Consider the following 21961-nt stretch of genomic DNA (forward strand, 5'->3'; position numbering starts at 1 on the left):
GCCGTCATCCGGCGCCGCAAAAGGAGGCCGGAACAGGTTGAGCGCTCAGGTCGCCAATTCAGGCGGCCACGATGGGCGTCTCGGCATGTTCGTTCCAGCCGAGCGCGGCGAGCGTATGGCGCCAGCCGTCGGCCACGTGCCACGGCTTGCGCGGCATGTGGCCATCGGTGGCTTCCACGGCCAGGGCGACCGGGCCCATCGCTTTCGGGTCGACCGAGACGACGATTTCCTCGCCGCGCTTCACGGCAACGCTGCCGCCCGCGTGCAGCCATTCATCGCCGGCCTTGTTCTCGTGGGTGACCCAGACGTCGCGCCCGTGGGCTTCTTCGACGCGCAGATTCTGGTTGGCCGGCATGCGCAATGCCACCACTTCGCCGGGCTGAAGAGTGAATACAATTTTTGTTAGTACAGCTTTCATGATCGGCTCCTTCACGGCAGTGGGATGGGGCCTTGCCGTTGAAGGAAGTCTAGGCGCTTGGTTGCCTAGTACCAAACGATATATATTGGTGTTCTTGATAGTGCTGCTCACATAAGGCACTACGAAAACACGGAGGGAAACATGACGGAAATCCGCGAACCGATGCGCCTGCCTTCACTTGGCGCACTGCGGGTCTTCGAGGCGGCGGCCCGCTATGAGAGTTTTTCGCGCGCGGCGACGGAGTTGTTTGTCACGCACGGCGCCGTCAGCCATCAGATGCGCACCCTGGAAGAGGAGCTGGGCGTGCCGCTGTTCGAGCGGCGCGGTAAGCGTGTCGTGCTGACGCACGCGGGCCGCACCTATGCCGAACGCGTGCGCGAGGCGCTCGACCAGATCGCTCAGGCCACGCACCAACTGCGCGCCGGTAATCGCGACAACCGCTTGGCCATCAGCACGATGCCGTCGTTTGCCGCGCGCTGGCTGACGCCGCATATCGGCACCTTTATCGAGCGCCATCCGGAGCTGGAGGTGGAGCTGTTCTCCAGCCCCGCGCTGGTCGACTTCGCGCGTGAAGAGGTGGACGTGGCGCTGCGCATGGGGTCGGGCAACTATCCGGGCCTGTATGTGGAAAAGCTGCTCGACGACGTGTTCTTTCCGATTTGCAGCCCGTCGTTCAACGGTGGGCGCCTGCCGCGCACGGTGGCCGAGATGGCGACCATGACCCTGCTGCGCAGCGAGGGCGAGGATTGGACGCCCTGGTTCGAGGCGGCCGGCCTCCCTGGGTTTGTAGAACAGCGCGGCGGGTTGATGTTCCAGGATTCGTCGCTGCTGTTGCAGGCGGCGGCGGCTGGGCAAGGCATTGCGCTGATCCGCCCGACCCTGGCCTTCAACGATCTGATGACCGGCCGCGTGGTGCGCCTGTTCGAGACGACGATCCCGTGCCCGTGGAATTACTACTTCGTCTGCCCCCATAGCGCGCTGCAGACGCCCAAGATGCAGGCGTTTCGCGCGTGGCTGCTGCCGGAGATCGCGGCGTTCAAGCTCAAGCTGGAGCGCTTGATGCGCGACAACACGGTCTGCCTGGGGCATGTCGCCAAGGGGTGATGCCGTCTCTGCGTACCCAAGAAAACGCCCCGGATATGCCGGGGCGTTTTGCGTTGCGTGCGCGATGCGTTACAGCACGATCTTGACCATCGGATGGCTCGTCAGCGCCTGGTACAGCGCATCGAGCTGCTCGCGGCTGGTCGCACGCACGATCACCGTCAGGCCCAGATAGTTGCCACTGGAAGACGGGCGCTTTTCCAGGCGCCCCTCGTGGAACTCGGGGTCGTGCTGGCGGACCACCTCGACGATGGTCTTGGCAAAGTCGTCGTGCATCGGTCCCATCACCTTGATGGGAAAATCGCTCGGATACTCGATGAGCGACTGTTCGGGCGGGATATGGCCCGGCGGGGGTGTGTGAGAGGCGGTCATGTCGAAGTAAGTGGGGTCGATTACTTCTTTTTAAACCACAACTTGACCGCGTCGATCGTGCGGCCGATGAAGCCGGCCTCAGGCACGGCCTCGAGCGCCACCACCGGGAACTCCGACACCACGGTCGAGCCGTCCATCACCTTGACGGTGCCCAGCTGCTGGCCTTGCGTGATCGGGGCGAGCAGCGGGTCCTTGTGCTCCAACAACGGCTTGAGGCGCGCGCCCGCGCCCTTGGGCACGGTGATCCACTTGTCTTCGGCCACGCCCAGCTTCACGGTCTTGGCCTGGCCCTTGTACACGTCGAGCGTCTGCAGCGCTTCCTTGGCTTGGTACAGGCGCACCGTGTCGAAGAACTGGTAACCGTAGTTCAGGACCTTCAGGCTTTCCTGTGTGCGGACTTGGTCGCTCTTGGTGCCGATGATGACCGACAGCAGACGGCGGCTGGCGCCCGGCACCTCCGCCAGCGGACGGTTGGCCGACGTGACGAGACAGTAACCGGCCGACTTGGTGTGGCCCGTCTTGCCGCCATCAACGGTCGGGTCCAGCCATAGCAGGCGGTTGCGGTTGGGCTGCTTGATGTTGTTATAGGTGAAATCCTTCTGCGAGTAGAACTTGTAGTCCTGCGGGAAGTTCTTGATCAGCGCCGACGTCAGGATCGAAAGATCACGTGCCGTGCTGTAGTGGTTCGGGTCGGGCAGGCCGGCGGCATTGGCGAAGTGCGTGTTCTTCATGCCTAGGCGTTCGGCTTCGCGGTTCATCAGCATCACGAAGTTGGTCTCGGTGCCGCCCACGGCCTCGGCCAGCACGAGCGCTGCATCGTTGCCGGACTGGATGATCAGACCCTGCGTCAGCTCACGCACCGAGGCGGGTTTGCCCGGCTGCAGGAACATGCGCGATTCATCCGTCTTGACGGTGCGCACGGTCTCGGTGGGCGTGATCATCTGGTCGTACTTGAGCTTGCCGTCGCGCACGGCTTCAAACACCAAGTAGGCCGTCATCAGCTTGGTGAGCGAGGCCGGCTCGATGCGCTCGTCCATGTTGGCGCCGCCCAGCACCTGGCCGCTGGTGACGTCGGTCAGCATCCACGAGCGGGCCGCGACTTGCGGTGCGGGCACGGGCTGTGCCGCGGCAGGCAGCGCGGTGACCAGCACGGCAGCCGCCACAGCGGCAGCGGCGACGGAATGGAGGGCGGAAGGCGTGAAATGGGCAAAGCGGTTCTGCATGTCGGGTCCTGCGGTCTGCTTGGAGTTCAATAACGTCGCCTGCCAGGAAAAAAAGGGGGAAGGCGCGGCGCACGGGAAATCAACGGGTGAAGGTTACGGGCGTGGCGCCCAGGCGCCGGTAATGAGCTGCCGGATCAAATGCAGCTTGCGATGGAAGAAATGATCGGCGCCCGGAATGACGATGACCGGCAACTCCTGGGGGCGCGCCCAGTTCAATACGTCGATGAGCGGCACGGTGTCGTCCTGCTCGCCGTGGATGATGATGGTGTCCGCCGGCACCGGCGCGACATCCCAGCGCGAAGTGGCGGTGCCGACCAGCGCCAGACGCTCTGCCGGCGTGCCGGCTTCCGCCAGGCGGCGTGCCACCTGCGAGACGACAAAGCTGCCAAACGAGAAACCGCCGAGTGCCAGCGGCAGCGTGGCCACGTCGGCCGACCATTCGGTTTGCGCGCGCATCCAGTCGAGCACGGCCAGCATGTCGTCCTGCTCGCCGATGCCGTTGTCGTGCGTGCCTTCGGTCTTGCCCACGCCGCGGAAGTTCAGGCGCACCGTCACGTAGCCGAGGCCGACGAAGGTGCGTGCCAAGGTCTGCGCGACCTTGTTGTCCTTGGTGCCGCCAAACAGCGGGTGCGGATGGCCGATCAGCGCCAAGCCGCGCGGTGCGCCATCCGGTTGGTCGATGGACAGATCGATCTGCCCGACCGGGCCAGCGATCAGGCGTTCTTGCGTATGCACATTCATGGAAAAGCGAGTCGGGAAAAACTCAAGCGGGCTCAGGCGGGGCGATCGACCATCAGCCGTTCGACCGGTTTGCCCTCAATCAGATGGCTCTGGATGATTTCGTCGATGTCTTCCTGGTCGACGAAGGTGTACCAGACGGCCTCGGGGTAGACCACCAGCACCGGACCGAGTTCGCAGCGGTCCAGGCATCCGGCCTTGTTGATGCGCACGCGGCCTTCGCCGTTGATGCCGAGTTCCTTGCAGCGCTTCTTGGCGTATTCCTGCATGGCCTTGGCGCCAAAGTCGGCACAGCAGCGCGAGCCGTCCTCGCGTTCGTTCAGGCAGAAGAAAACGTGGTGCTGGTAATGGCTGCTCATGGGCGGACCGAGAGAAAACTGGGAGGGCGAGGGCGGCGGGCGGTGCAGGACGTGAAGGGCTTCCTGGCGTCGCGCGCACATGTGGATTTGCGTAACGAGCCGGCATTATACGGCCCTAAACGTGGGCGTCCTCCGCGACCAAGCCGCGCGCTGCTGCGCTGCAACACGTATTCCGGATGTCCGGACGGGGTCTGTGAGCGGATTCCGGGATTGACGACGGGTGGAGCGGGTGCCATCGTAGTCACACCAAGCTGGCACAAGGGCTGGCGGGACGCTGACACGGAAATTTCACATTGGCATGCCCCTTGCAATATAGGGCGACCTGCTGCGGGAAACGCTGGAAGAGTCGGTACAAGCCGGCGTATCGAGGCAGGAGAGAGACCACATCAGGGCGGGTCGGACCGGGCGAGCAATCGAGCGCACGGCCGGTCTGTGACACTCGAGGAAGACATGAAAAAACCGTTCTACAAAATCCTGTACGTACAGGTGCTGGCGGCTATCGTCATCGGCGTTCTGCTGGGCCATTACTCGCCCGAACTGGCGGTCAAGATGAAGCCGCTGGGCGATGGCTTCATCCAACTGATCAAGATGGTGATCGGGCCGATCATCTTCTGTACGGTCGTTTCCGGCATTGCCGGCATGCGCGACATGAAGAAGGTGGGCCGTGTGGGCGGCAAGGCGCTGATCTACTTTGAGATTGTCTCGACCTTCGCGCTGGTGATTGGTCTGGCTGCCGGCCATATCTTCAACCCGGGTGCGGGCTTCAACGTCGATGTGCACACCATCGATGCCAAGGCCGTGGCGCAGTACGCCGCCAAGGCGCAATCGGCCAGCACGGTCGACTTCCTGCTGAACATCATCCCGAGCACGGTGGTGGATGCCTTCGCCAAGGGCGACATCCTGCAGATCCTGCTGATCGCGCTGCTGTTTGGCGGTGCGCTCTCCGCAATGGGCGAGCGCGCGCAGATGGTGACGGACTTCATCGACCAGATCGCGCACGTGTTCTTCCGCATCGTGCACGTCATCACGCGCGTGGCACCGCTCGGCGCGTTCGGCGCCATGGCCTTCACCATCGGCAAGTACGGCGTGGTGTCGCTGGTGCCGCTGCTCAAGCTGATCGGCACGTTCTACCTGACGGCCATCATCTTTGTGGTGGTGGTGCTGGGCACGATTGCCAAGCTGACGGGCTTCAACATCTTCCGCTTTGTCGCGTACATCAAGGAAGAGTTGCTGATCGTGCTGGGCACGAGCTCGTCGGAATCCGCGCTGCCGCACCTGATGGAAAAGATGGAGAAGCTGGGCTGCTCGAAGTCTGTGGTGGGCCTGGTGGTTCCGACCGGTTACTCGTTCAACCTGGACGGCACCAACATCTACATGACGATGGCGGTGATCTTCATCTCGCAGGCGCTGAACATTGAGCTGACCTGGACACAGCAACTGACCATCCTGGCGGTTGCGATGCTGACCTCGAAGGGCGCATCGGGCATCACTGGTGCGGGCTTCATCACGCTTGCCGCAACGCTGGCCGTGGTGCCGGACATTCCCGTGGCGGGCATGGTGCTGATCCTGGGGATCGACCGCTTCATGAGCGAGTGCCGTGCGCTGACCAACATCACCGGCAACGGTGTGGCCTGCGTGGTGATCTCGGCGTGGGAACGCGAGCTGGATCGCGCCAAGCTGACCCGCGTGCTGTCGGGCAACCGCAGCGACGAAGGCGTGCCGGCCACCCCGGCAGCCTGATTCACCAGCCTTGGCAGGCGCCTGCAGGCGCCACCGGCTGACAGCGTATGATTGCGGGGCCTGTCCTTCCAGACGGCCCCGCTTAGAACCTGCTCACGATCCTACTGCGCGGCCCGATCTTGGCCCTGCGATGCTCACCGTACATGAGTACGGTTGCGCTTCTCGGACCAACCTCGGGCCGCTCGCTACGGATCATGAACAGGTTCTTCTTCGGGAATCCCCTCTCGTGAAGCGTCTCGGCTCAAACGTGCCGACAGCCAGCACGGACCAGGAAGGCACGGCAAACTTCGCCGCTGCCCAAGTCCCACCGATGTCCGATCCCGATTTCTCTTTTACCAGTGCTTCCGGCTCGCGCCGCGGGTTCTGGTGGCTGGTTGCGGCGGGGCTCGTGGCGCTGATGACGCTGGTGTGCACCGCCACCTTCGTGGTGACGTGGAACCGCGGCTTGACCCAGGCGCAGCTGGCTGCCGGTGGCCGTGTCGACCGCTATGCCGCCAACCTCAAAAGCACGCTCGACCGCTACGAATACCTGCCGGCGCTGGTGGCGCTGCATCCGTTCATCCACGATCTGCTGGCTAACCCGACGCCCGCCAACGTCGAGCGTGCCAACCGCTACCTGCGAGAGGTCAACGACCGCGCGCACGCTACCGCCACCTACGTGATCGCCCCCAGCGGGCTGGCGCTGGCGGCATCCAACTACAGTCAGCCCGATAGCTTTGTCGGCGCGGAATACCGGTTCCGGCCATATTTCCAGCAGGCGGCGGCGGGCCATGTCGGGCGTTTTTACGGCATCGGCATCACGCGTGAAGAGCCTGGCTATTACATCTCGCAGCCCGTCATGCAGGACGGCCGCGTGATCGGCGTGACGGTGGTCAAGCTCAACCTCGAATGGTTCGGCCGTGCCAGCCACGATGCGTCCGAACCGGTGATGGTGGCTGACGAGAACGGCGTGATCTTCCTGTCGTCCGTGCCGGCGTGGCAGTACCACACCGTTGAACCGCTCACGCCCACGCTGCAGGCGCAATTTGAAGCCACGCGCCAGTACTACCGCAAAGAGATCAAGCCGCTGCCGTTGCAGCCCGAGGCGCCGGGCTTTTTGCGATTGACGGGGCGCTTGCCAGAAGGGGCTGAACTCATCCGCGTCGGCGAACGGGCGAATGCCACGCGCTACCTGCAGGTCTCGCGCGACCTGGTCGAACCCGATTGGACGCTGATGTACCTCACGCCCGTGGACCCCGTGATGAGCGCCGCGCGCAGCGCCACCGTGGCCGCCGCGTTTGCCTTTGCGTTTGCGTGCCTGCTGCTCTTCTATTGGCGTCAGCGCAGGCTTCGCATGATGGAAATGCTGCGCAGCCGACGCCTGCTCGAAGCTGCCTATGACCAATTGGAACGCCGCGTCGAAGACCGCACCGCGGACCTGATGGCCACCAACGAACAGCTTCAGCATGAGATCGTCGATCGCACCCGCGCTGAAGCCGAGTTGCGCGCCACGCAGGATGAACTCGTGCAGGCCAGCAAGCTCGCCGCGCTGGGGCAGATGGCCGCCGGTATCACGCACGAGCTGAACCAGCCGCTGGCCGCGTTGCGCACCTTCTCCGACAACACGCGCATCCTGCTCGAGCGCGGCCAGCACGGCGCCGCCACCGACAACCTGCAGGCGATCGCCGATCTGACCGAACGCATGGGCAAGATCACCGCGCAGCTCAAGCTGTTCGCGGGCCGCTCGCGCCGCAAGCACAGCGACGTGCAGGTGCGCGTGGCCCTCGACCACACGCTGGCACTGCTACGCCCCCGCCTGGGCGACGTGCAACTCGAATTGCACTGGCGCATTCCCGAAGCCGAAGCCGTCGTCCGCGCGGATGAGCTGAAGCTGGAGCAGGTGCTGATCAACCTGGTTGGCAATGCGCTCGATGCCCTCAACACCAATGAACCCGCCCGCGAGGGGCGCATCGACATCGACATTGGTCCGGCAGAGGGCGTGCCGTTGCAACTGAGCATTGCCGTACGCGACAACGGCCCCGGCATTCCGCCCGACGCCATGCCGCACCTGTTCGAGCCGTTTTTCACCACCAAGGAGATCGGCCAGGGGCTGGGCCTTGGGTTGGCGATCTCCACCAGTATCGCGCGCGACTTCGGCGGATCGCTGTCCGCCGCGAACGTGCCGGGCGGCGGGGCGCAATTTACGCTGACACTGGTACGCGCCGAGGTCACCTCCGCGGCATCCACCTGATTCTTTTTTACGCAGACCACCCATGTCCGAAGGCTTGACCGTTCTCTTTATCGAAGACGACCCGCCTGTGCGCCAGGCCACCGCGCAGAGCCTGGAGCTGGCCGGCTTCAACGTGCAGGCATTCGGCAGCGCCGAGGAAGCCGTCGGCAAGATCGACGCGAACTTCCCCGGTGTGGTGGTGAGCGATCTGCGCCTGCCGGGCGCGAGCGGCCTGGATGTGCTCACGCACTGCCAGTCGTTCGGCACGGGGATTCCCGTGGTGCTCGTTACCGGCCACGGCGACATCACCATGGCCGTACAGGCGATGCGCGAAGGCGCGTTCGACTTCATCGAAAAGCCGTTTCCTGCCGAGCGCCTGACCGAAACCGTACGCCGCGCCATGGAGCGGCGCGCGCTGGAGCTGGAAAACCGCGCGCTGCGCCGTGAACTGGCCGGGCCGGCTGCGGGCACACGCATCATCGGCCGCTCGCCGGCCATGGGCGCTGTCCGTGCGCTGATCGAGAACGTGGCGACCACCGATGCGCCAGTGCTGATTAACGGCGAGACGGGCACGGGCAAGGAACTGGTCGCACGCAGCCTCCATATGCTGTCGCCGCGTCACGATAAGCCGTTCATCGCGCTGAATTGCGGCGCGGTGCCCGAGGCGATTTTCGAGAGCGAGATGTTCGGCCACGAGGCGGGCGCCTTCACGGGCGCAGGCAAGCGGCGCATCGGCAAGCTGGAGCACGCCTCGGGCGGCACGCTGTTCCTCGACGAGATCGAGAGCATGCCGATCGCGCTGCAGGTGAAGCTGCTGCGAGTGCTGCAGGAAGGCGCGCTGGAGCGCCTGGGCTCCAACGCGTCGGTACGCATCGACGTGCGCATCGTTGCGGCCGCCAAGGGCGACATGGAAGCGCTGATCGACGCGGGCGGTTTCCGGCGCGATCTGTACTACCGCCTGAACGTGGTCGCCATCGATCTGCCGCCACTGCGCGAGCGCCGCGAAGACATCATCCCGCTGTTCGAGCACTTCCTGCTGGAAGCCGCCGTGCGCTACCAGCGCCCGCTGCCGATGCTGGCCGAGCGCCAGCGCCATGAGCTGATGCAATCCAACTGGCCCGGCAATGTGCGCGAACTACGCAACGCGGCGGACCGTCTGGTACTCGGTGTTGGCCGCACGCCGGTCGTGCCGGATGCGTCGGAAGACGGTATGCCGCTCAAGGAGCGTGTCGAACGCTACGAGCGCACGGTGATTGCCGAGACGCTGGCGCGCACGGGCGGCTCGGTGCACCAGGCGGCGGATATCCTGCAAGTCGGCCGTGCAACGCTGTACGACAAGATCAAGCGCTACGGCCTTTGACGCATCGCTCGTGCACACAAAAACGCCCGGCATCGACCGGGCGTTTCGCGTGGATGGGGAACTGGCAGCTCAGGCCTGCTTGCCCAGCGTCTGCTTGAGCAGCGCGTCGAACGACGACCACTCCGGCTCGCCCACGTAGCGCTTGAGGATGCGCCCATCGCGGTCGACCAGGAAGGTGGTGGGCGTGAGTTGCACATCGCCGAAGGCCTTGGCGGCAGAACCGTCGGCATCCATCGCCACTTTGAAAGGCAATTGGCGCGTCTGGCTGAAGTTCATGACGTACATCGGCGCGTCGTAGCTCATCGCCACGGCCACGTACTCAAGGCCCTCGCCCTTGTACTTGTTGTACGTCTGGACCATGTTGGGCATTTCCTTGATGCAGGTAGTGCAGCTCGTCGCCCAGAAGTTGACCAGGTAGACCTTGCCCTTCAGGTCTTGCGTGGACAGTTTCTGCCCATCGAGCAACGTGAAGGTGGCGGCGGGTACCTGTTGCGATGGCGAGAATGCGCGCCAGCCAAACCAGCCCGCCACAGCCAGCGCCAGCACGATCATGGGCAACAGCCAGCGGCGGCCGCTGGATTTGGCGGGTGTGGCGGCAGCGGAAGGGGTCACGGTCGAGGCCATGGCGGCAACGGTCTGGAGGGGTAACGAAACGCCTATTGTAGGCCCGCCCGAGCGAGCCCGCCGGTCGACTGCGACATTCTGTCTATTGCGATGCGCGCATCACTTTGTGCCGGCAAGCGCGGCTTCATAGAGCCTCAGGTCGGCGGTGGAAAAGCAGCAGAAGGTAATTTCATCGAAGCCCGCGCCGTGCTCCCGGACCGTGCGCAGCGCGATCGGCGTGGCCAGGTGCGCCGGAAAGCCATAGACGCCGGTGCTGATGCACGGAAAGGCGAGGGTGCGCAGGTCGTGCTGCCGGGCAAGTTCCAGGCTGTTGCGGTAGCAGGCAGCCAGCAGGGTCGCTTCATCTTGCCTGCCCCCACGCCAGATGGGCCCAACGGTGTGGATGACGTAGCGCGCCGGCAGTCGGAAGCCCGGTGTGAGCTTGGCCTCGCCAGTGCGGCAGCCATTGAGGGCGCGACAGGCTTCCCGCAGCGCAGGCCCGGCAGCGCGGTGGATGGCGCCGTCCACGCCGCCCCCGCCCAGCAGCGAGCTGTTGGCAGCGTTGACGATGGCGTCGCAGTCCAACGTGGTGATGTCGGCGTGCAGGGCACGCAGGAGGAGGCTCGGGCTCGGCATGGCGCAGTCCTTGAGGGTCTCGCGGGTGGCTCTGCTCGATAATAGGCGGCGCGAAACCGGCAGAACAACTCAGGAGACGACGTGGCACGCATGGCAAAAGCAGGGGGCTGGCAGTGGAGCGTGGGCGCGGCGGTATGTGCGCTGTTGATGGCCTGCTCGCCCAAGTACGACTGGCGCACCGTCCGGTCCAACGAAGGTGCGTACGTCGTGGAATACCCCGCCAAGCCCACCGCCGATGCGCGCCCCATCACCATCAATGGCCAGCGCCTGCCAATGACCATGCAGGCCGCCAGCATCGACGGCACGCTGTTCGCCATCGGCGTGGTGGAATTGCCGGCCGACGACCCAGTCTGGCGTGAGCAAGCCGTGGCGGCGTTGCGTACGGGCCTGTCCGCCAACCTGAAGGGGCAGGTGCTCGCCAAGGACATCGCCGTGAAAACCGCCGCCCAGCCGCCGCGATCTGTGCCGGCCGTGGAGTTGATTGCGCAGGGCACGGGCGGCAACGACCCCACGCCGCGCCGCTTGACCGCCCGCGTAGTTGCCGTCGGCAAACGCGCCTACCAGGCCGTTGTGCTCGAATCGGGCGATGCCGCGCGCGATGGGCGCCAGCAAGAGCAGGTCGACCAGTTCCTCACCAGCTTCCACCCCGACTAGCGTTGCGTCTCAGAGATTGAGAGGGCCGGCCACGCATCCGCAGCCTACGCGTTGGCGTCTCCCGTTGCCGGCATCCCAGCGTTTCTCGGCCGAAGGATTTTCTCAACCAGGCGCGCCGACATTTCGCGGCTCAATAGCCTTTGCAAATTGGCAAGCAGCCGATTCTGCGTCCCGACAATCCGATAGCTCCGATTGCGATCGAGCGCCCCCAACGCGTCTTGCACCACGCGCGAGACGGGCATCGGGGTACCGACCGCCGCTTCTTCGGCGCCAACGACATCAAAAAAGCCGGTTTGCGTCGCGCCGGGACATAGCGCCAGGACCCGAATGCCGCGACGCCGGTTCTCGGCCCAAACGGCTTCTGAAAATGACAGCAGAAAGGCCTTGGTTGCGCCGTAGATCGCCATATAAGGGTCAGGCTGGAATGCGGCTGTTGATGCGACGTTGATGACGGCGCCGCCGGATCGCGCCTGCATTCCCGGCAACAGAAGATGCGTCAGCTCGACCGCGGCCATGCAGTTGACCAGCACTTCATCGCGTTGGCAGGTCCACGGAATCGTTTCGAAGCGCCCGTAAGCCGCAAAGCCCGCGTTGTTGATCAAGACATCGACCACCGTGCCGGTCGCTTTCAGATGATCCGCCAACGTCGGGACGGCGTCCGGTGTGCTCAGGTCAACCGTCAGGAAGTCTGCGTCGCAGGCGTAGTCGTGTCGCAATTTGGCGGTCAGGTCGCGCAGCTTGTCACGCGAGCGAGCGACGAGCAGAAGTTTTGCGCCACGCTTGGCTAGCGCATAGGCGAACTCCAGCCCGATACCCGACGATGCCCCCGTGATGAGTGCCGTTTTTCCGCGAAAATCGAAGGAATGCTTCATGGCCTGCTGATGAAGTGGAAAGTGGGGCGGACTGTAAACCGTTGACTAAAGACCACGGTCAAGCCCTAATAACGGTCCACCACATTCGGTAGAGGCAGCATGCGCATCGGCGAACTGAGCAAGCGAGCGGGCGTTTCGCGAGATACCGTGCGTTACTACGAGCGCATGGGGCTGCTGGACAAGGCAGCACAGCCGCACGCGACCAACACGTACAAGCGCTATTCCGAGGTCTCGTTGCAGCGGATTCGGCTGATCGTTCACGCGAAGGCGCTGGGGTTCACGCTCGCGGAAATCAACGACGTCATCCATGTCTGGGACAGCTCGACGTTTGCTGTTGCGCAGAAGGTGGCGTGTCTCGAAGCGAAGCTCGCAGAACTGGAAGAAAAGAGCCAGGCACTGACCACGTTGCGCGCGGGGCTGCTGAATGCGCTGGCCAAGGTCGAGGGCGGTTGTGTCGATGGCCAAAGCGCGTAGTGAGGGCGCTGTTGGTGAACGCCACCAGGCAGGGCCCAAGGGATATCAGCGACGAGCACGGGCTCTGACACCGCGCCGTAGAAGCTATTGTGGGCACTGCCGGCACATCGCAGTCAGAGGCGGCTAGCCCGAAGGTGCCGCCGCTGGCAACCACGGCGGCCCTCGCAGGACGCCGCGTGGCAGCCGATCATCGCTGCGTTTTTCTGCCGGAGAAGATCAGGAAGCTGGCAACGGCGAGCACCCAGGCAGCGATGCCGCTATAGAGCATGATCCAGCCGAAGCCGTGCACCAGCGCTGCGCGGCCGATCGTCTCGAGCGTCTCGGGGGGCACGGGGACCCATGCGTCGGCGTTAGCGGCATGCAAATTTCCGGACGCAATACGATTGGCCAGCGCGCGCCAGGATGCTTCGTCGGCCGATTTGGCCAGCGCGATTTGTAGATGTTGTAACACCCCTTGCACCAGCAGAAATCCCATCAAGGCAATGTTGATGGCCAGGGAGATCATGCGGGCGCTCATGTCGATGCCGACGCCATACCGGCGCGTTCGCGCGATACCGAGCCCGTGGTGGTGTTGGTCACAGGCGTATTGGTGATGCCTAAGCCCGCGCCAGCCAGCAGGCAGCCTGGCAGTACGGTCAACCAACTCGCCTGATCGATGCTGCTGCCGATGAGCATCAAAAAGAACCCTAGCCCGATGGTGAACAAGCCGGCCGGAATGACGATGCCGGGCCGGTAGCGTAGCGCCAGCCGCTCGCCGATGGGCGGGAACACCAGCGTGGGCAAGGTATAGGCCAGCAGCGACACGCCTGCGGCCGCCGCACCTTGCCCCAGTCCGCTCTGGAAGTAAATCGGCAGATAGATGATGAACGGCCAGAAGCTGAAGTTCATACCCACTGAGCCGAGCAACGCGCCCGAGAAATTGCGCACCCGGAATACCGAGAAGTCGAACATCGGATGCGCAGCACGCGTTTCCACGACGAGGAACAGCGCGAAGCTGGCGGCACTCGCAGCGATGACGCTCAGGGCGGAAGCGCTGCCGAACCCCTTGTCGGCGCCTTGCGTCACAAAGTAAGCCAGCCCGAGCACCGCAAGGGATAGGGTGACGATGCCGGCCAAATCCAAGCACCTTGCATGCGGGTTACGCGATTCGCGCACACCAACGATAGCCAGGCCGAGCGTCAAGGCTGCGATGAAGACATGCACCCAGAAGACCCACTTCCAACTCGACATGGCGACGATCAGGCCCCCGATCAGCGGTCCGAACCCGAGCCCGATACCGAAGACGATGCCCCAGATGCCGAACGCCCTGCCGCGCTCGGCGCCCTCGGGAAACTGGTGAGAGAGTATCGCCACGAGACAAATGAGCATCGCGCCGCCGCTCGCGCCCTGCAAGAAACGGCTGGCGATCAGGATGGGCGTATTCCACGCCAGGCCGCACAGCAGCGAGGCGACGCCAAACGTTGCGATTGTGTAGAGGAAGACGCGCTTGCGGCCGTAGCGGTCCGCCAGCGTTCCTGTGGCCATCAAGACCGCGGTGCAGGCGATGGTGTAGGCATTCATGATCCACTGGATGCCGCTGAAATCGCCGTGCAGCGCCACCTCCAACGTGGGCAGGATCACCGGCACGCTGGAAATTTCCAATCCGAACATCAAGGCGGCCAGGCACACAGCCAGTAGCGCCACAGTGTTTCGCTCGGCAAAGAGATGGTCTGTCTGCGGCCGGGGCGGCTGCTCGATGTCATGCACCTGCATGGTTGTTTTACTCCGGGATTTAGGGACGGTGTCTGGCCTGCTACACCGCAGCACAGTTTAGGAGGAATGAAATTCCCGTATTGGCGTAAAAAACTCCCATATAGTGGTCACTAGTAGAACCAATCGAGGTGGTCATGCAAGACAAACTGGATGGGGTGGCAACGTTCGTGCAGGTCGTCGAAGCCGGCGGATTTGCGCTCGCTGCGCAGCGGCTTGGTCTAACGCGCTCGGCAGTCGGTAAGGCGATTGCCCGTTTGGAGGCGCGGCTCGGTGTCCGACTACTCCAGCGCAACACACGCAAGCAGGTCCTGACCGCAGAGGGGCAGGGATACTACGAGCGCTGCGTGCGTGCGCTGACGGAACTGGACGCAGCGGAAGCCGACCTGGACAACGGCCGCGTGGCGCCCAGTGGCCGACTGCGGGTGAGCGTACCCGAGGCCTTCGGGCATCGATGCGTCGCGCCGATCCTGCTTGGACTGACGCGTCGCTATCCGCAACTGCACGTTGATCTGTCGTTCAGTGATCGGTATGTGGACTTGATCGAAGAAGGCTTTGACCTTGCCGTCCGGATCGGTACGCTGCGCGACAGCGGCACACTGGCGGCCCGATACTTGAGCACACAGCACGTCAGCATCGGCGCGTCTCCCGCCTATCTATCGCAAAACGGCACACCAAGCAGTCTGGAAGAACTGGATGGGCACGCTGGGATAGCGCCGTCTCGCACAGGTATCCTCGCGCCGTGGTGTGCGCAGGCTGCCGGCGACCAAATCCAGCGACTGGGCATACGGGCACAGATCAGTATGGATGACGTTCAGGCCATCGCCGCCGCCGCCGTTGACGGCTATGGTCTGGCTTGGCTACCGAGCTGGTTGCTGGCCAGATACGTACAAAGCGGAGAATTGGTTCCCGTCTTGGAGAACTACAGTGTCTGCTCTCAGGAAATCCACGCAGTGTGGCCGCAGGTGCGCCATCTGCGTTGCAAGACCCGGGTTGCCATCGACGCACTCGTCGCCCATATCCCAGCGATGATGAATCCGAGAGCCGTTGAGGATTCTGTCGAGGCACGGTGCTGAACTTTGACGCCGTCGACAGCGATTTGGGTGTATCCCGGCAAACAGCGTTGGCGAGAAGGAAATGACCTGATGGGGGAGGCTGGTCCGCGGGTGCCGATGCGATACATCACGTCGGTCCCCTTAGCGCGCCAGTCTAGGTCAGTGGCGCGGGCCCAGACTTCGATGGGTTGGCCGACGCTCAATGGGTTGCCCAAGCGCCTTGGTGGCAGCCAGTGCACAATCGTCGTCTTCCGCTTTGCCTCAACGCATCTCATCACGGAGAAACCATCATGACGTTGCAAGTCTGGCTGGCCTTCTTTCTGGCCGCCTGGGTCATCGCCATCTCGCCGGGGTCGGGCGCCATCCTCTGCATGAGCCACGGCCTGACGCATGGCGTGCGCCGTACGTCGGTCACGATTGCTGGGCTGGAGCTGGGCATTGTGGTGGTTCTGTTCATTGCCGGTGCCGGGCTGGGCGCGCTGCTGATTGCGTCCGAGCATGCCTTTACCGCCATCAAGATCGTCGGCGCGCTGTACCTGATTTACTTGGGCATCGTGCAGTGGCGCACACCGATTCAGATCAGCAAGCCAGCGGAGGGTGACGCCGTCAAGGCGTCGGGCAGCGGTGCGCGCCGTCGCTTCCTGGTCGGGCTGCTGACCAACCTGACGAACCCCAAGGGCATCCTCTTCATGGTGGCGGTGCTGCCGCAATTCATCGATCCGGCCAAGCCGCTGCTTTCGCAGTTGGCCATCCTGGCGGTGACGATGGTGGTTGTGGACCTGATCGTGATGCACGGTTACGCGCTGCTCGCCTCGCGCGCACAACGCCTGTTCCGCAATCCGCGCGCACTGCGCTGGCAGAGCCGGTTTTTCGGCGGCATGCTGATGAGCATCGGCGCGGCGTTGTTCTTCGTGAAGCGGCAGACGGCGTGAGCCAGCGGCTTGCGCGGGTGGACGCTAATCCGCCTTCACCCCACGCCGATACTGGATCGCCTCGCCCACGTGCACCGCGTCGATCTGCTCGTCGCCCGCCAGATCGGCAATGGTGCGAGCGAGCTTGAGCACCCGGGCATAGGCGCGAGCAGACCATGAAAAGCGCGTCATCGCATGGCGCAGCAGACCGTCGGCCGCATCGGTGCGGGCGCAGTACAGGTCGATCTCGTGGCCGGCCAGCAGCGCGTTGCGTTTGCCTTGGCGCACGAGTTGTCGTTCGTGCGCGGCGGATACGCGCTCGGCCACGTTGAGTGTCGGTTCGCCGGGTGGCCCGTCGAGCAGTTCTTCCTGCGATGGCGTGGGCACCTCGATCTGCACATCAATGCGATCGAGCAACGGGCCGGAAATGCGCGATTGGTAGCGCTCCACCTGATCCGGCGTGCAGCGGCACGCGCGCAACGGGTGGCCCCGATAGCCGCACGGGCACGGGTTCATCGCCGCGATGAGCTGGAAGCTGGCGGGGAAGTCCGTCTGATGTGCGGCGCGCGAGATGGTGATGTGGCCAGTCTCCAGCGGCTCGCGCAGGACTTCGAGTACGCGGCGTTCGAACTCGGGGAGCTCATCGAGGAACAAGACCCCTTGGTGCGCGAGCGAAATCTCACCCGGACGCGGCGTGTTGCCGCCACCGACCATCGCCACGGCAGATGCGGTGTGATGCGGCGCGCGGAACGGCCGCACCTTCCAGCGTTTCGCATCGAAGCCGCGCGTGGTCAGGCTCATGACAGCCGCGGCGGAGAGCGCTTCGTCGTCGCTCATGTCCGGGAGCAGACCGGGAAAGCGCTGTGCGAGCATCGACTTGCCGGTGCCGGGCGGGCCGATCATCAACATCGAATGGCCGCCGGCGGCAGCCACCTCCAACGCCCGCCGCGCCTGCGGCTGGCCGCGTACGTCGGCCAAGTCCGGATAGCGGATCTCGGTATCGACGGGCGCCGGCCGCACGGGCGATAGTTTGCGGTCCGGGGCACTCAGGTGATCGCACACCTCGATGAGCGTGCGCGCAGGCAGGACCTTGGTGCCGCTGACCAGCGCGGCTTCAGCCGCATTCTCTGCGGGCAGCACGAAGGCGCGGGCGAGCGGTGCCTCGCCATCCGTAGGCGCCGGGTTGCGCGATAGCGCATACGCCATCGCCAGCGCGCCGCGAATTGGCCGCAAGTCCCCGGACAGCGACAGTTCGCCCGCAAACTCGTGTGCATCCAGGTGCGTGTGCGGGATTTGCCGGCTGGCAGCAAGAATGCCCACCGCAATCGGCAAATCGAAGCGGCCCGACTCCTTCGGCAGATCGGCCGGTGCCAGGTTGACGGTGATACGCCGCGCGGGAAACTCAAAGTGACTGTTCTGGATGGCCGCGCGTACGCGGTCCTTGCTTTCCTTCACCTCCGTGTCGGGCAACCCCACGATGGTGAACGACGGCAAGCCATTCGCCAGATGCACCTCCACCGATACGGCAGGCGCATCGATGCCCGACAGCGCGCGTGAACGCAGAACGGCGAGGCTCATCGCGCCGTCCTCCGATTGACGTGACGGGCAGGGAGGCGGGCGAGACACGGGGACATGGCAGGTCAGTGGGCAACGGATGAGGAACCCGCCACTGTGCCAGCGACGCCGTGCTGCCTACTCCGCTTGCATTCAAATTTGACGCGCTGTCTGAGTCCAAAAAAAAACCGGAGCACGCGACTCCGGCTTCGTTGTCGGCAGATCGATCAGGGGAATGCGGGCATCGCCGTATCTTCGCCGCTGAAGCGGCCTTCGGGATGCGTCTTCTGCAGCAGCGCACGCACTTCAGCCATGCGCGAGCGCGGCACGTCCACCATCAGCAGGATCTGCCCATCCTCCACCGCCTGCCTGAACGGTTTGAGGCGGCTGTTCGGCACGGAACTGCCGATCATGCTAGAGGCCCACGCGCCAAATAGCGCGCCGACCACGGTCGTGATGCCGACCATGCCCCACTGCGGCCCTTCGCCAATGATCGGGAACAGCGCCGCCACCACGCCTGCCAGCACACCCGCGCCACCGCCAATCACCAGCCCGTTCTGGGTGGCGTGGACGATGTCGGAGGTTTGCAGCAGGTTGGCCTCGTGCAGGCCGGTGAGGTCGGCGCCTTCGCGGGCGACGAAGTGGATGTGGCGCTCGGTGATGCGCGCCAGCAGCAGGTCATTCATCACGCGCCGGGCGCTGGCCACGTCCGGCAATAGAAAGTAGAGGCGATGCTGCATGATCTCTCTCCTCAAGCGTGCGCCTTATCGGTCAACAGGCCATAAGGACGTTCTAGATCAGTTCGTCAACCGCAACAAGGCGGCGAATTGATCTTTTTCGCTGTGCGCCGCAGCAAGGGTGCGGCGGCCAGCACAGAGGGCAGCGCGGATGCGCGCCCGGCGTAACACCGGGCGGCCAAGTTACTGGTCGGTCGGGACGGCAGACTTCAGTTGTGCTTCCAGCGCGGCCACGCGCGTTTCCAGCTCTTCGAGCCTTGCACGCGTGCGGGCCAGCACCTGCGACTGCACGTCGAATTCCTCACGCGTAACCAAGTCGAGCTTGGAAAAGCCCTGCGTCATCATCGCGCGGACGTTCTTTTCGATGTCCGCAGCGGGGGAGTTGCGGAGCGCTTCGGACACGCGGTTCTGAAAGTCGGAAAAGAGATCGGTGGGTTTCATGGGAATGCTCCGTGGGTCTTACGAGGTGCGCCAAGCCGGTGCATGCACCGAATCTGTGCGCGAAATCTGCTGTGCCATGGTGCGCGGCATAGCGCCGGGCGCGTGGTTTCGGTGCCGCAGGGCTGGATGGTACCGGCTGAGCGCTTGCAACGGCACAAAATGCGGCAGTTCTCGCTGCGATGCGGCATTGCCGTCGTCGATCAAACGGGGACAGATCAAGCGCCGACGCGGGCAAACGGGCCGTCCACACGCTGCAGCTCAGTGCTGAATTCACTCTATCACATGGTTTTTATCGCGCGAGGGCGGCGTGTCTTGACCATCGGTAGCCCCGCCTGTTGCAACCCATTCCGGGCTGCAAAGGCCGTGTCAGTGGATCCGTCCCCAATTTCCAGATTGATGTGCCACCACCCAATCGTCGTCCACAAGCCGAGGCACCCCTCCAATCCTGTCGCCGCAACATGGCATGACAGTTGCAGAACCGATGCGACTTTTTTCTCACGTTCTGCACGTCTTCTAAAGGGGGGAGCCGTTATGAAGAAGTTTGCGTACGCAGCCACGGCGCTGCTGCTGACCGGTGCCGTTGCCGGTGTGTGCCAATCCGCTGTCGCCCAGACCGCGCCTGCTGCCGATGCACCGGCCGCTGCGCCGGCACCGGCACCGGCACTCACAGCCAACGTCACGCTGGCCAGCCAGTACCGCTATCGCGGCATTATGCAGACCAACAACAAGCCGGCTATCCAGGGCGGGTTTGACTACGCAATCCCGGGCGGCGTGCTGCCCGAAGGCTTCTACATCGGCAACTGGAACTCGTCGATCAGCTGGCTGAGCGATTCGAACTCGAACGTCTCCGCGCCGATCGAGATGGACTTCTACGGCGGCTACAAGACGGAAATCATCAAGGACGTGCCCATCGACGTGGGCGTGCTGCAGTACTACTACCCGGGTAGCTACCCCGACGGCTTCACGCGTCCGCACACCACGGAAGGCTACGCGCAGATCGGCTACGGCCCGGTTACGTTCAAGTATTCGCACGCGTTCTCGAATCTGTTCGGCACGCCCGATTCGCACCACAGCCAGTACTTTGACCTGTCGGGCAACTTCGACACCGGCTTCTGGGGCCTGACGCTGAACCTGCACGTCGGCTATCAGCAGATCCCGCACCAAGCCGTGCGTGCCTCGTATGCCGATTGGAAGGTCGGCGTGACGAAGGACTTCGGCAGCGGCTGGACGGCATCGCTGGCGTACATCGACACCAATGCTTCGCGCGCGTTCTACACCAACACGCGCAACAGCTACATGGGCAAGGCGACGGCGCTACTGTCGGTCACCAAGACTTTCTAACCAGCTAACGAGGCGAAGCGGCGCCCATTGACGAGTCGGGCGCCGTCAATCGAGGAGGAATCCAGCATGAAACTCATCATGGCTGTCATCAAGCCGTTCAAGCTCGACGAGGTCCGCGAGGCGTTGTCTGAGGTGGGCGTGTCGGGCATTACCGTGACCGAGGTCAAGGGCTTTGGTCGCCAGAAGGGCCACACCGAGCTGTATCGCGGCGCCGAGTACATCGTCGACTTCCTGCCTAAAGTGAAGATCGAGGTGGCCGTGCCCGACGACGTGCTCGAGCGCGCTGTCGAGGCCATCGAAAAGTCTGCGCGCACCGGCAAGATCGGCGACGGCAAGATCTTCGTGGCCGACGTTGAACAAGTCATCCGCATCCGCACCGGCGAGACCGGCGGCGACGCTCTATAAGCCCCAATCTGCCAAGGAAGAGGTCAAAACATGAAAACCTGGTTCACACGATTCCTGACCGCAGGGGCCGTTGTTGCGGTGCTTGCGGGCGCCGTGATGTCGGCACCCGCCGTCGCACAGGACAAGCCCGCCGCCGAGGCTTCGGCACCCGCTGCTGCCACCGCTGCAGCGGCGCCGGCATCCGATGCCGCAGCCGCACCGGCGGCAGCCGCTGCTGCTGCGCCGGCGGCCGCCTCGGCACCCGCCGCTGCAGCCCCCGTCCCCAATAAGGGCGATACGGCATGGCTGCTGGTCTCAACCGCCTTCGTCATTCTGATGACGCTGCCGGGCCTCGCGCTGTTCTACGGCGGCCTGGTGCGCAAGAAGAACATGCTGTCGGTGCTGATGCAATGTACCGGCATCTTCTCGCTCATCATCATCCTGTGGGCCATCTACGGCTACAGCTTCGCGTTCACCGAAGGCAACGCCTTCTTCGGCGGGCTTGATCGCCTGTTCCTGAAGGGCCTGACGCCGGATTCGGTGGCCGCCACCTTCAGCAAGGGCGTGGTGGTGCCGGAATACGCGTACTTCGCCTTCCAGGGCGCGTTTGCGGCGATCACCTGCGCGCTGATCATCGGCGCCTTTGCGGAGCGCGCGAAGTTCTCGGCCGTGTTGCTGTTCGTGGTGCTGTGGTTCACCTTCAGCTACCTGCCGATCGCCCACATGGTCTGGTTCTGGCCGGGTCCGGATGGCTTTACCGACGCCAAGGCGGCTGAGGTGATGACGTCCAAGTCGGGTTGGCTGTTCCAGAAGGGCGCGCTGGACTTCGCGGGCGGCACCGTGGTGCACATCAACGCCGCCGTGGCAGGTTTGGTGGGCGCCTTCCTGTTCGGCAAGCGCATCGGCTTCGGTCGCGAAGCGCTCAAGCCGCATAGCCTGACGCTGACGATGGTCGGTGCCTCGCTGCTGTGGTTCGGCTGGTTCGGCTTCAACGCCGGTTCGGCCCTGGAAGCCAACGGCTCCGCCGCGC

23 protein-coding genes and 1 pseudogene are annotated in these 21961 nt (G+C 64.1%); 11 read left to right on the forward strand and 13 right to left on the reverse strand.

The genetic code is table 11. From position 1 onward, the window contains the following. Positions 1–58 precede the first annotated feature (58 nt). The gene (locus tag AB0305_RS06160) at positions 59–418 is read right to left on the reverse strand and encodes a DUF2917 domain-containing protein (protein ID WP_366172156.1); all 360 of its coding nucleotides are present in this window, start codon (positions 416–418) and stop codon (positions 59–61) included. Between the two features lie 141 nt (positions 419–559). On the opposite strand from AB0305_RS06160, the gene AB0305_RS06165 reads away from it, so the two are divergent. Further along, positions 560–1522 (forward strand): transcriptional regulator GcvA, encoded by a 963-nt coding sequence (locus AB0305_RS06165; RefSeq protein WP_366172158.1) that lies wholly within the window; start codon positions 560–562, stop codon positions 1520–1522. A gap of 69 nt (positions 1523–1591) precedes the next feature. On the opposite strand, the gene AB0305_RS06170 is transcribed toward AB0305_RS06165, so the two are convergent. The 4 genes from AB0305_RS06170 to AB0305_RS06185 form a co-directional block, all read right to left on the reverse strand. Beyond that, positions 1592–1891 (reverse strand): YbeD family protein, encoded by a 300-nt coding sequence (locus AB0305_RS06170; protein ID WP_366172160.1) that lies wholly within the window; start codon positions 1889–1891, stop codon positions 1592–1594. A gap of 20 nt (positions 1892–1911) precedes the next feature. Continuing rightward, a complete protein-coding gene (locus AB0305_RS06175; protein WP_366172162.1) occupies positions 1912–3114 on the reverse strand; it encodes a D-alanyl-D-alanine carboxypeptidase family protein in 1203 nt (400 codons plus the stop codon). Positions 3115–3207: 93 nt separating this feature from the next. Continuing rightward, a complete protein-coding gene (locus tag AB0305_RS06180; RefSeq protein WP_366172164.1) occupies positions 3208–3855 on the reverse strand; it encodes an alpha/beta hydrolase in 648 nt (215 codons plus the stop codon). A gap of 32 nt (positions 3856–3887) precedes the next feature. Then, positions 3888–4211, reverse strand: coding sequence for a ferredoxin (locus tag AB0305_RS06185; RefSeq protein ID WP_366172166.1), 324 nt, complete (start codon positions 4209–4211; stop codon positions 3888–3890). Between the two features lie 450 nt (positions 4212–4661). Between AB0305_RS06185 and AB0305_RS06190 the strand changes: the two genes are divergently transcribed. The 3 genes from AB0305_RS06190 to AB0305_RS06200 all read left to right on the forward strand — a co-directional run bounded on the left by AB0305_RS06190 (position 4662) and on the right by AB0305_RS06200 (position 9520). Continuing rightward, positions 4662–5951 (forward strand): dicarboxylate/amino acid:cation symporter, encoded by a 1290-nt coding sequence (locus AB0305_RS06190; protein ID WP_366172168.1) that lies wholly within the window; start codon positions 4662–4664, stop codon positions 5949–5951. 310 nt (positions 5952–6261) lie between these two features. Next, entirely contained in the window at positions 6262–8181 is a 1920-nt protein-coding gene (locus AB0305_RS06195; protein ID WP_366172170.1) for a sensor histidine kinase, read from the forward strand. 22 nt (positions 8182–8203) lie between these two features. After that, a complete protein-coding gene (locus AB0305_RS06200; RefSeq protein ID WP_366172172.1) occupies positions 8204–9520 on the forward strand; it encodes a sigma-54 dependent transcriptional regulator in 1317 nt (438 codons plus the stop codon). Between the two features lie 69 nt (positions 9521–9589). On the opposite strand, the gene AB0305_RS06205 is transcribed toward AB0305_RS06200, so the two are convergent. Together AB0305_RS06205 and AB0305_RS06210 are read right to left on the reverse strand one after the other, a co-directional pair. Then, on the reverse strand, positions 9590–10132 hold the full coding sequence (locus AB0305_RS06205) for a TlpA disulfide reductase family protein (RefSeq protein WP_366172174.1): 543 nt from the start codon (positions 10130–10132) through the stop codon (positions 9590–9592). Between the two features lie 111 nt (positions 10133–10243). Then, entirely contained in the window at positions 10244–10759 is a 516-nt protein-coding gene (locus AB0305_RS06210; RefSeq protein WP_366172176.1) for an O-acetyl-ADP-ribose deacetylase, read from the reverse strand. Between the two features lie 90 nt (positions 10760–10849). Between AB0305_RS06210 and AB0305_RS06215 the strand changes: the two genes are divergently transcribed. Further along, a complete protein-coding gene (locus tag AB0305_RS06215; protein ID WP_366172177.1) occupies positions 10850–11413 on the forward strand; it encodes a hypothetical protein in 564 nt (187 codons plus the stop codon). A gap of 44 nt (positions 11414–11457) precedes the next feature. On the opposite strand, the gene AB0305_RS06220 is transcribed toward AB0305_RS06215, so the two are convergent. After that, positions 11458–12285, reverse strand: a complete 828-nt coding sequence (locus tag AB0305_RS06220) for an SDR family oxidoreductase (protein ID WP_366172178.1) — start codon at positions 12283–12285, stop codon at positions 11458–11460. 99 nt (positions 12286–12384) lie between these two features. On the opposite strand from AB0305_RS06220, the gene AB0305_RS06225 reads away from it, so the two are divergent. Beyond that, positions 12385–12759, forward strand: a complete 375-nt coding sequence (locus tag AB0305_RS06225; protein ID WP_366172180.1) for a heavy metal-responsive transcriptional regulator — start codon at positions 12385–12387, stop codon at positions 12757–12759. A gap of 187 nt (positions 12760–12946) precedes the next feature. On the opposite strand, the gene AB0305_RS06230 is transcribed toward AB0305_RS06225, so the two are convergent. Beyond that, positions 12947–13276 carry a hypothetical protein gene (locus tag AB0305_RS06230; protein ID WP_366172182.1) on the reverse strand — a complete coding sequence of 110 codons (330 nt, stop codon included), beginning with the start codon at positions 13274–13276 and terminating at the stop codon, positions 12947–12949. Further along, a complete protein-coding gene (locus AB0305_RS06235) occupies positions 13273–14511 on the reverse strand; it encodes an MFS transporter (protein ID WP_366172184.1) in 1239 nt (412 codons plus the stop codon). The genes AB0305_RS06230 and AB0305_RS06235 overlap by 4 nt, the downstream gene beginning before the upstream one ends. Before the next feature lie 134 nt (positions 14512–14645). On the opposite strand from AB0305_RS06235, the gene AB0305_RS06240 reads away from it, so the two are divergent. Together AB0305_RS06240 and AB0305_RS06245 are read left to right on the forward strand one after the other, a co-directional pair. Then, positions 14646–15584, forward strand: a complete 939-nt coding sequence (locus tag AB0305_RS06240) for a LysR family transcriptional regulator (RefSeq protein WP_366172186.1) — start codon at positions 14646–14648, stop codon at positions 15582–15584. A gap of 269 nt (positions 15585–15853) precedes the next feature. Then, the gene (locus AB0305_RS06245; protein WP_366172188.1) at positions 15854–16495 is read left to right on the forward strand and encodes a LysE family transporter; all 642 of its coding nucleotides are present in this window, start codon (positions 15854–15856) and stop codon (positions 16493–16495) included. 24 nt (positions 16496–16519) lie between these two features. Here the strand turns inward: AB0305_RS06245 and AB0305_RS06250 are convergent, their stop codons facing one another. From AB0305_RS06250 to AB0305_RS06260, 3 genes are all read right to left on the reverse strand, one after another. Next, entirely contained in the window at positions 16520–18052 is a 1533-nt protein-coding gene (locus AB0305_RS06250) for a YifB family Mg chelatase-like AAA ATPase (protein ID WP_366172190.1), read from the reverse strand. Positions 18053–18255: 203 nt separating this feature from the next. Continuing rightward, a complete protein-coding gene (locus AB0305_RS06255) occupies positions 18256–18768 on the reverse strand; it encodes a hypothetical protein (RefSeq protein ID WP_366172192.1) in 513 nt (170 codons plus the stop codon). A gap of 180 nt (positions 18769–18948) precedes the next feature. Continuing rightward, positions 18949–19206, reverse strand: a complete 258-nt coding sequence (locus AB0305_RS06260) for an accessory factor UbiK family protein (protein ID WP_366172194.1) — start codon at positions 19204–19206, stop codon at positions 18949–18951. Between the two features lie 531 nt (positions 19207–19737). On the opposite strand from AB0305_RS06260, the gene AB0305_RS06265 reads away from it, so the two are divergent. From AB0305_RS06265 to AB0305_RS06275, 3 genes and pseudogenes are all read left to right on the forward strand, one after another. Beyond that, positions 19738–20547 carry a TorF family putative porin gene (locus tag AB0305_RS06265; protein WP_366172196.1) on the forward strand — a complete coding sequence of 270 codons (810 nt, stop codon included), beginning with the start codon at positions 19738–19740 and terminating at the stop codon, positions 20545–20547. Between the two features lie 66 nt (positions 20548–20613). Continuing rightward, a complete protein-coding gene (locus AB0305_RS06270) occupies positions 20614–20952 on the forward strand; it encodes a P-II family nitrogen regulator (protein ID WP_021196337.1) in 339 nt (112 codons plus the stop codon). Between the two features lie 30 nt (positions 20953–20982). Further along, a pseudogene (locus tag AB0305_RS06275) lies at positions 20983–21961 on the forward strand (hypothetical protein); the annotation flags it as partial.

This window comes from Arthrobacter sp. NPDC080086 (assembly GCF_040702285.1).

Excerpts from the sequence above, each read along its gene's own strand:
- AB0305_RS06160 (WP_366172156.1), bottom strand. The coding sequence starts at position 418 with ATGAAAGCTGTACTAACAAAAATTGTATTCACTCTTCAGCCCGGCGAA.
- AB0305_RS06165 (WP_366172158.1), top strand. The coding sequence starts at position 560 with ATGACGGAAATCCGCGAACCGATGCGCCTGCCTTCACTTGGCGCACTG.
- AB0305_RS06170 (WP_366172160.1), bottom strand. The coding sequence starts at position 1,891 with ATGACCGCCTCTCACACACCCCCGCCGGGCCATATCCCGCCCGAACAG.
- AB0305_RS06175 (WP_366172162.1), bottom strand. The coding sequence starts at position 3,114 with ATGCAGAACCGCTTTGCCCATTTCACGCCTTCCGCCCTCCATTCCGTC.
- AB0305_RS06180 (WP_366172164.1), bottom strand. The coding sequence starts at position 3,855 with ATGAATGTGCATACGCAAGAACGCCTGATCGCTGGCCCGGTCGGGCAG.
- AB0305_RS06185 (WP_366172166.1), bottom strand. The coding sequence starts at position 4,211 with ATGAGCAGCCATTACCAGCACCACGTTTTCTTCTGCCTGAACGAACGC.
- AB0305_RS06190 (WP_366172168.1), top strand. The coding sequence starts at position 4,662 with ATGAAAAAACCGTTCTACAAAATCCTGTACGTACAGGTGCTGGCGGCT.
- AB0305_RS06195 (WP_366172170.1), top strand. The coding sequence starts at position 6,262 with ATGTCCGATCCCGATTTCTCTTTTACCAGTGCTTCCGGCTCGCGCCGC.
- AB0305_RS06200 (WP_366172172.1), top strand. The coding sequence starts at position 8,204 with ATGTCCGAAGGCTTGACCGTTCTCTTTATCGAAGACGACCCGCCTGTG.
- AB0305_RS06210 (WP_366172176.1), bottom strand. The coding sequence starts at position 10,759 with ATGCCGAGCCCGAGCCTCCTCCTGCGTGCCCTGCACGCCGACATCACC.
- AB0305_RS06215 (WP_366172177.1), top strand. The coding sequence starts at position 10,850 with ATGGCAAAAGCAGGGGGCTGGCAGTGGAGCGTGGGCGCGGCGGTATGT.
- AB0305_RS06220 (WP_366172178.1), bottom strand. The coding sequence starts at position 12,285 with ATGAAGCATTCCTTCGATTTTCGCGGAAAAACGGCACTCATCACGGGG.
- AB0305_RS06225 (WP_366172180.1), top strand. The coding sequence starts at position 12,385 with ATGCGCATCGGCGAACTGAGCAAGCGAGCGGGCGTTTCGCGAGATACC.
- AB0305_RS06230 (WP_366172182.1), bottom strand. The coding sequence starts at position 13,276 with ATGAGCGCCCGCATGATCTCCCTGGCCATCAACATTGCCTTGATGGGA.
- AB0305_RS06235 (WP_366172184.1), bottom strand. The coding sequence starts at position 14,511 with ATGCAGGTGCATGACATCGAGCAGCCGCCCCGGCCGCAGACAGACCAT.
- AB0305_RS06240 (WP_366172186.1), top strand. The coding sequence starts at position 14,646 with ATGCAAGACAAACTGGATGGGGTGGCAACGTTCGTGCAGGTCGTCGAA.
- AB0305_RS06245 (WP_366172188.1), top strand. The coding sequence starts at position 15,854 with ATGACGTTGCAAGTCTGGCTGGCCTTCTTTCTGGCCGCCTGGGTCATC.
- AB0305_RS06250 (WP_366172190.1), bottom strand. The coding sequence starts at position 18,052 with ATGAGCCTCGCCGTTCTGCGTTCACGCGCGCTGTCGGGCATCGATGCG.
- AB0305_RS06255 (WP_366172192.1), bottom strand. The coding sequence starts at position 18,768 with ATGCAGCATCGCCTCTACTTTCTATTGCCGGACGTGGCCAGCGCCCGG.
- AB0305_RS06260 (WP_366172194.1), bottom strand. The coding sequence starts at position 19,206 with ATGAAACCCACCGATCTCTTTTCCGACTTTCAGAACCGCGTGTCCGAA.
- AB0305_RS06265 (WP_366172196.1), top strand. The coding sequence starts at position 19,738 with ATGAAGAAGTTTGCGTACGCAGCCACGGCGCTGCTGCTGACCGGTGCC.
- AB0305_RS06270 (WP_021196337.1), top strand. The coding sequence starts at position 20,614 with ATGAAACTCATCATGGCTGTCATCAAGCCGTTCAAGCTCGACGAGGTC.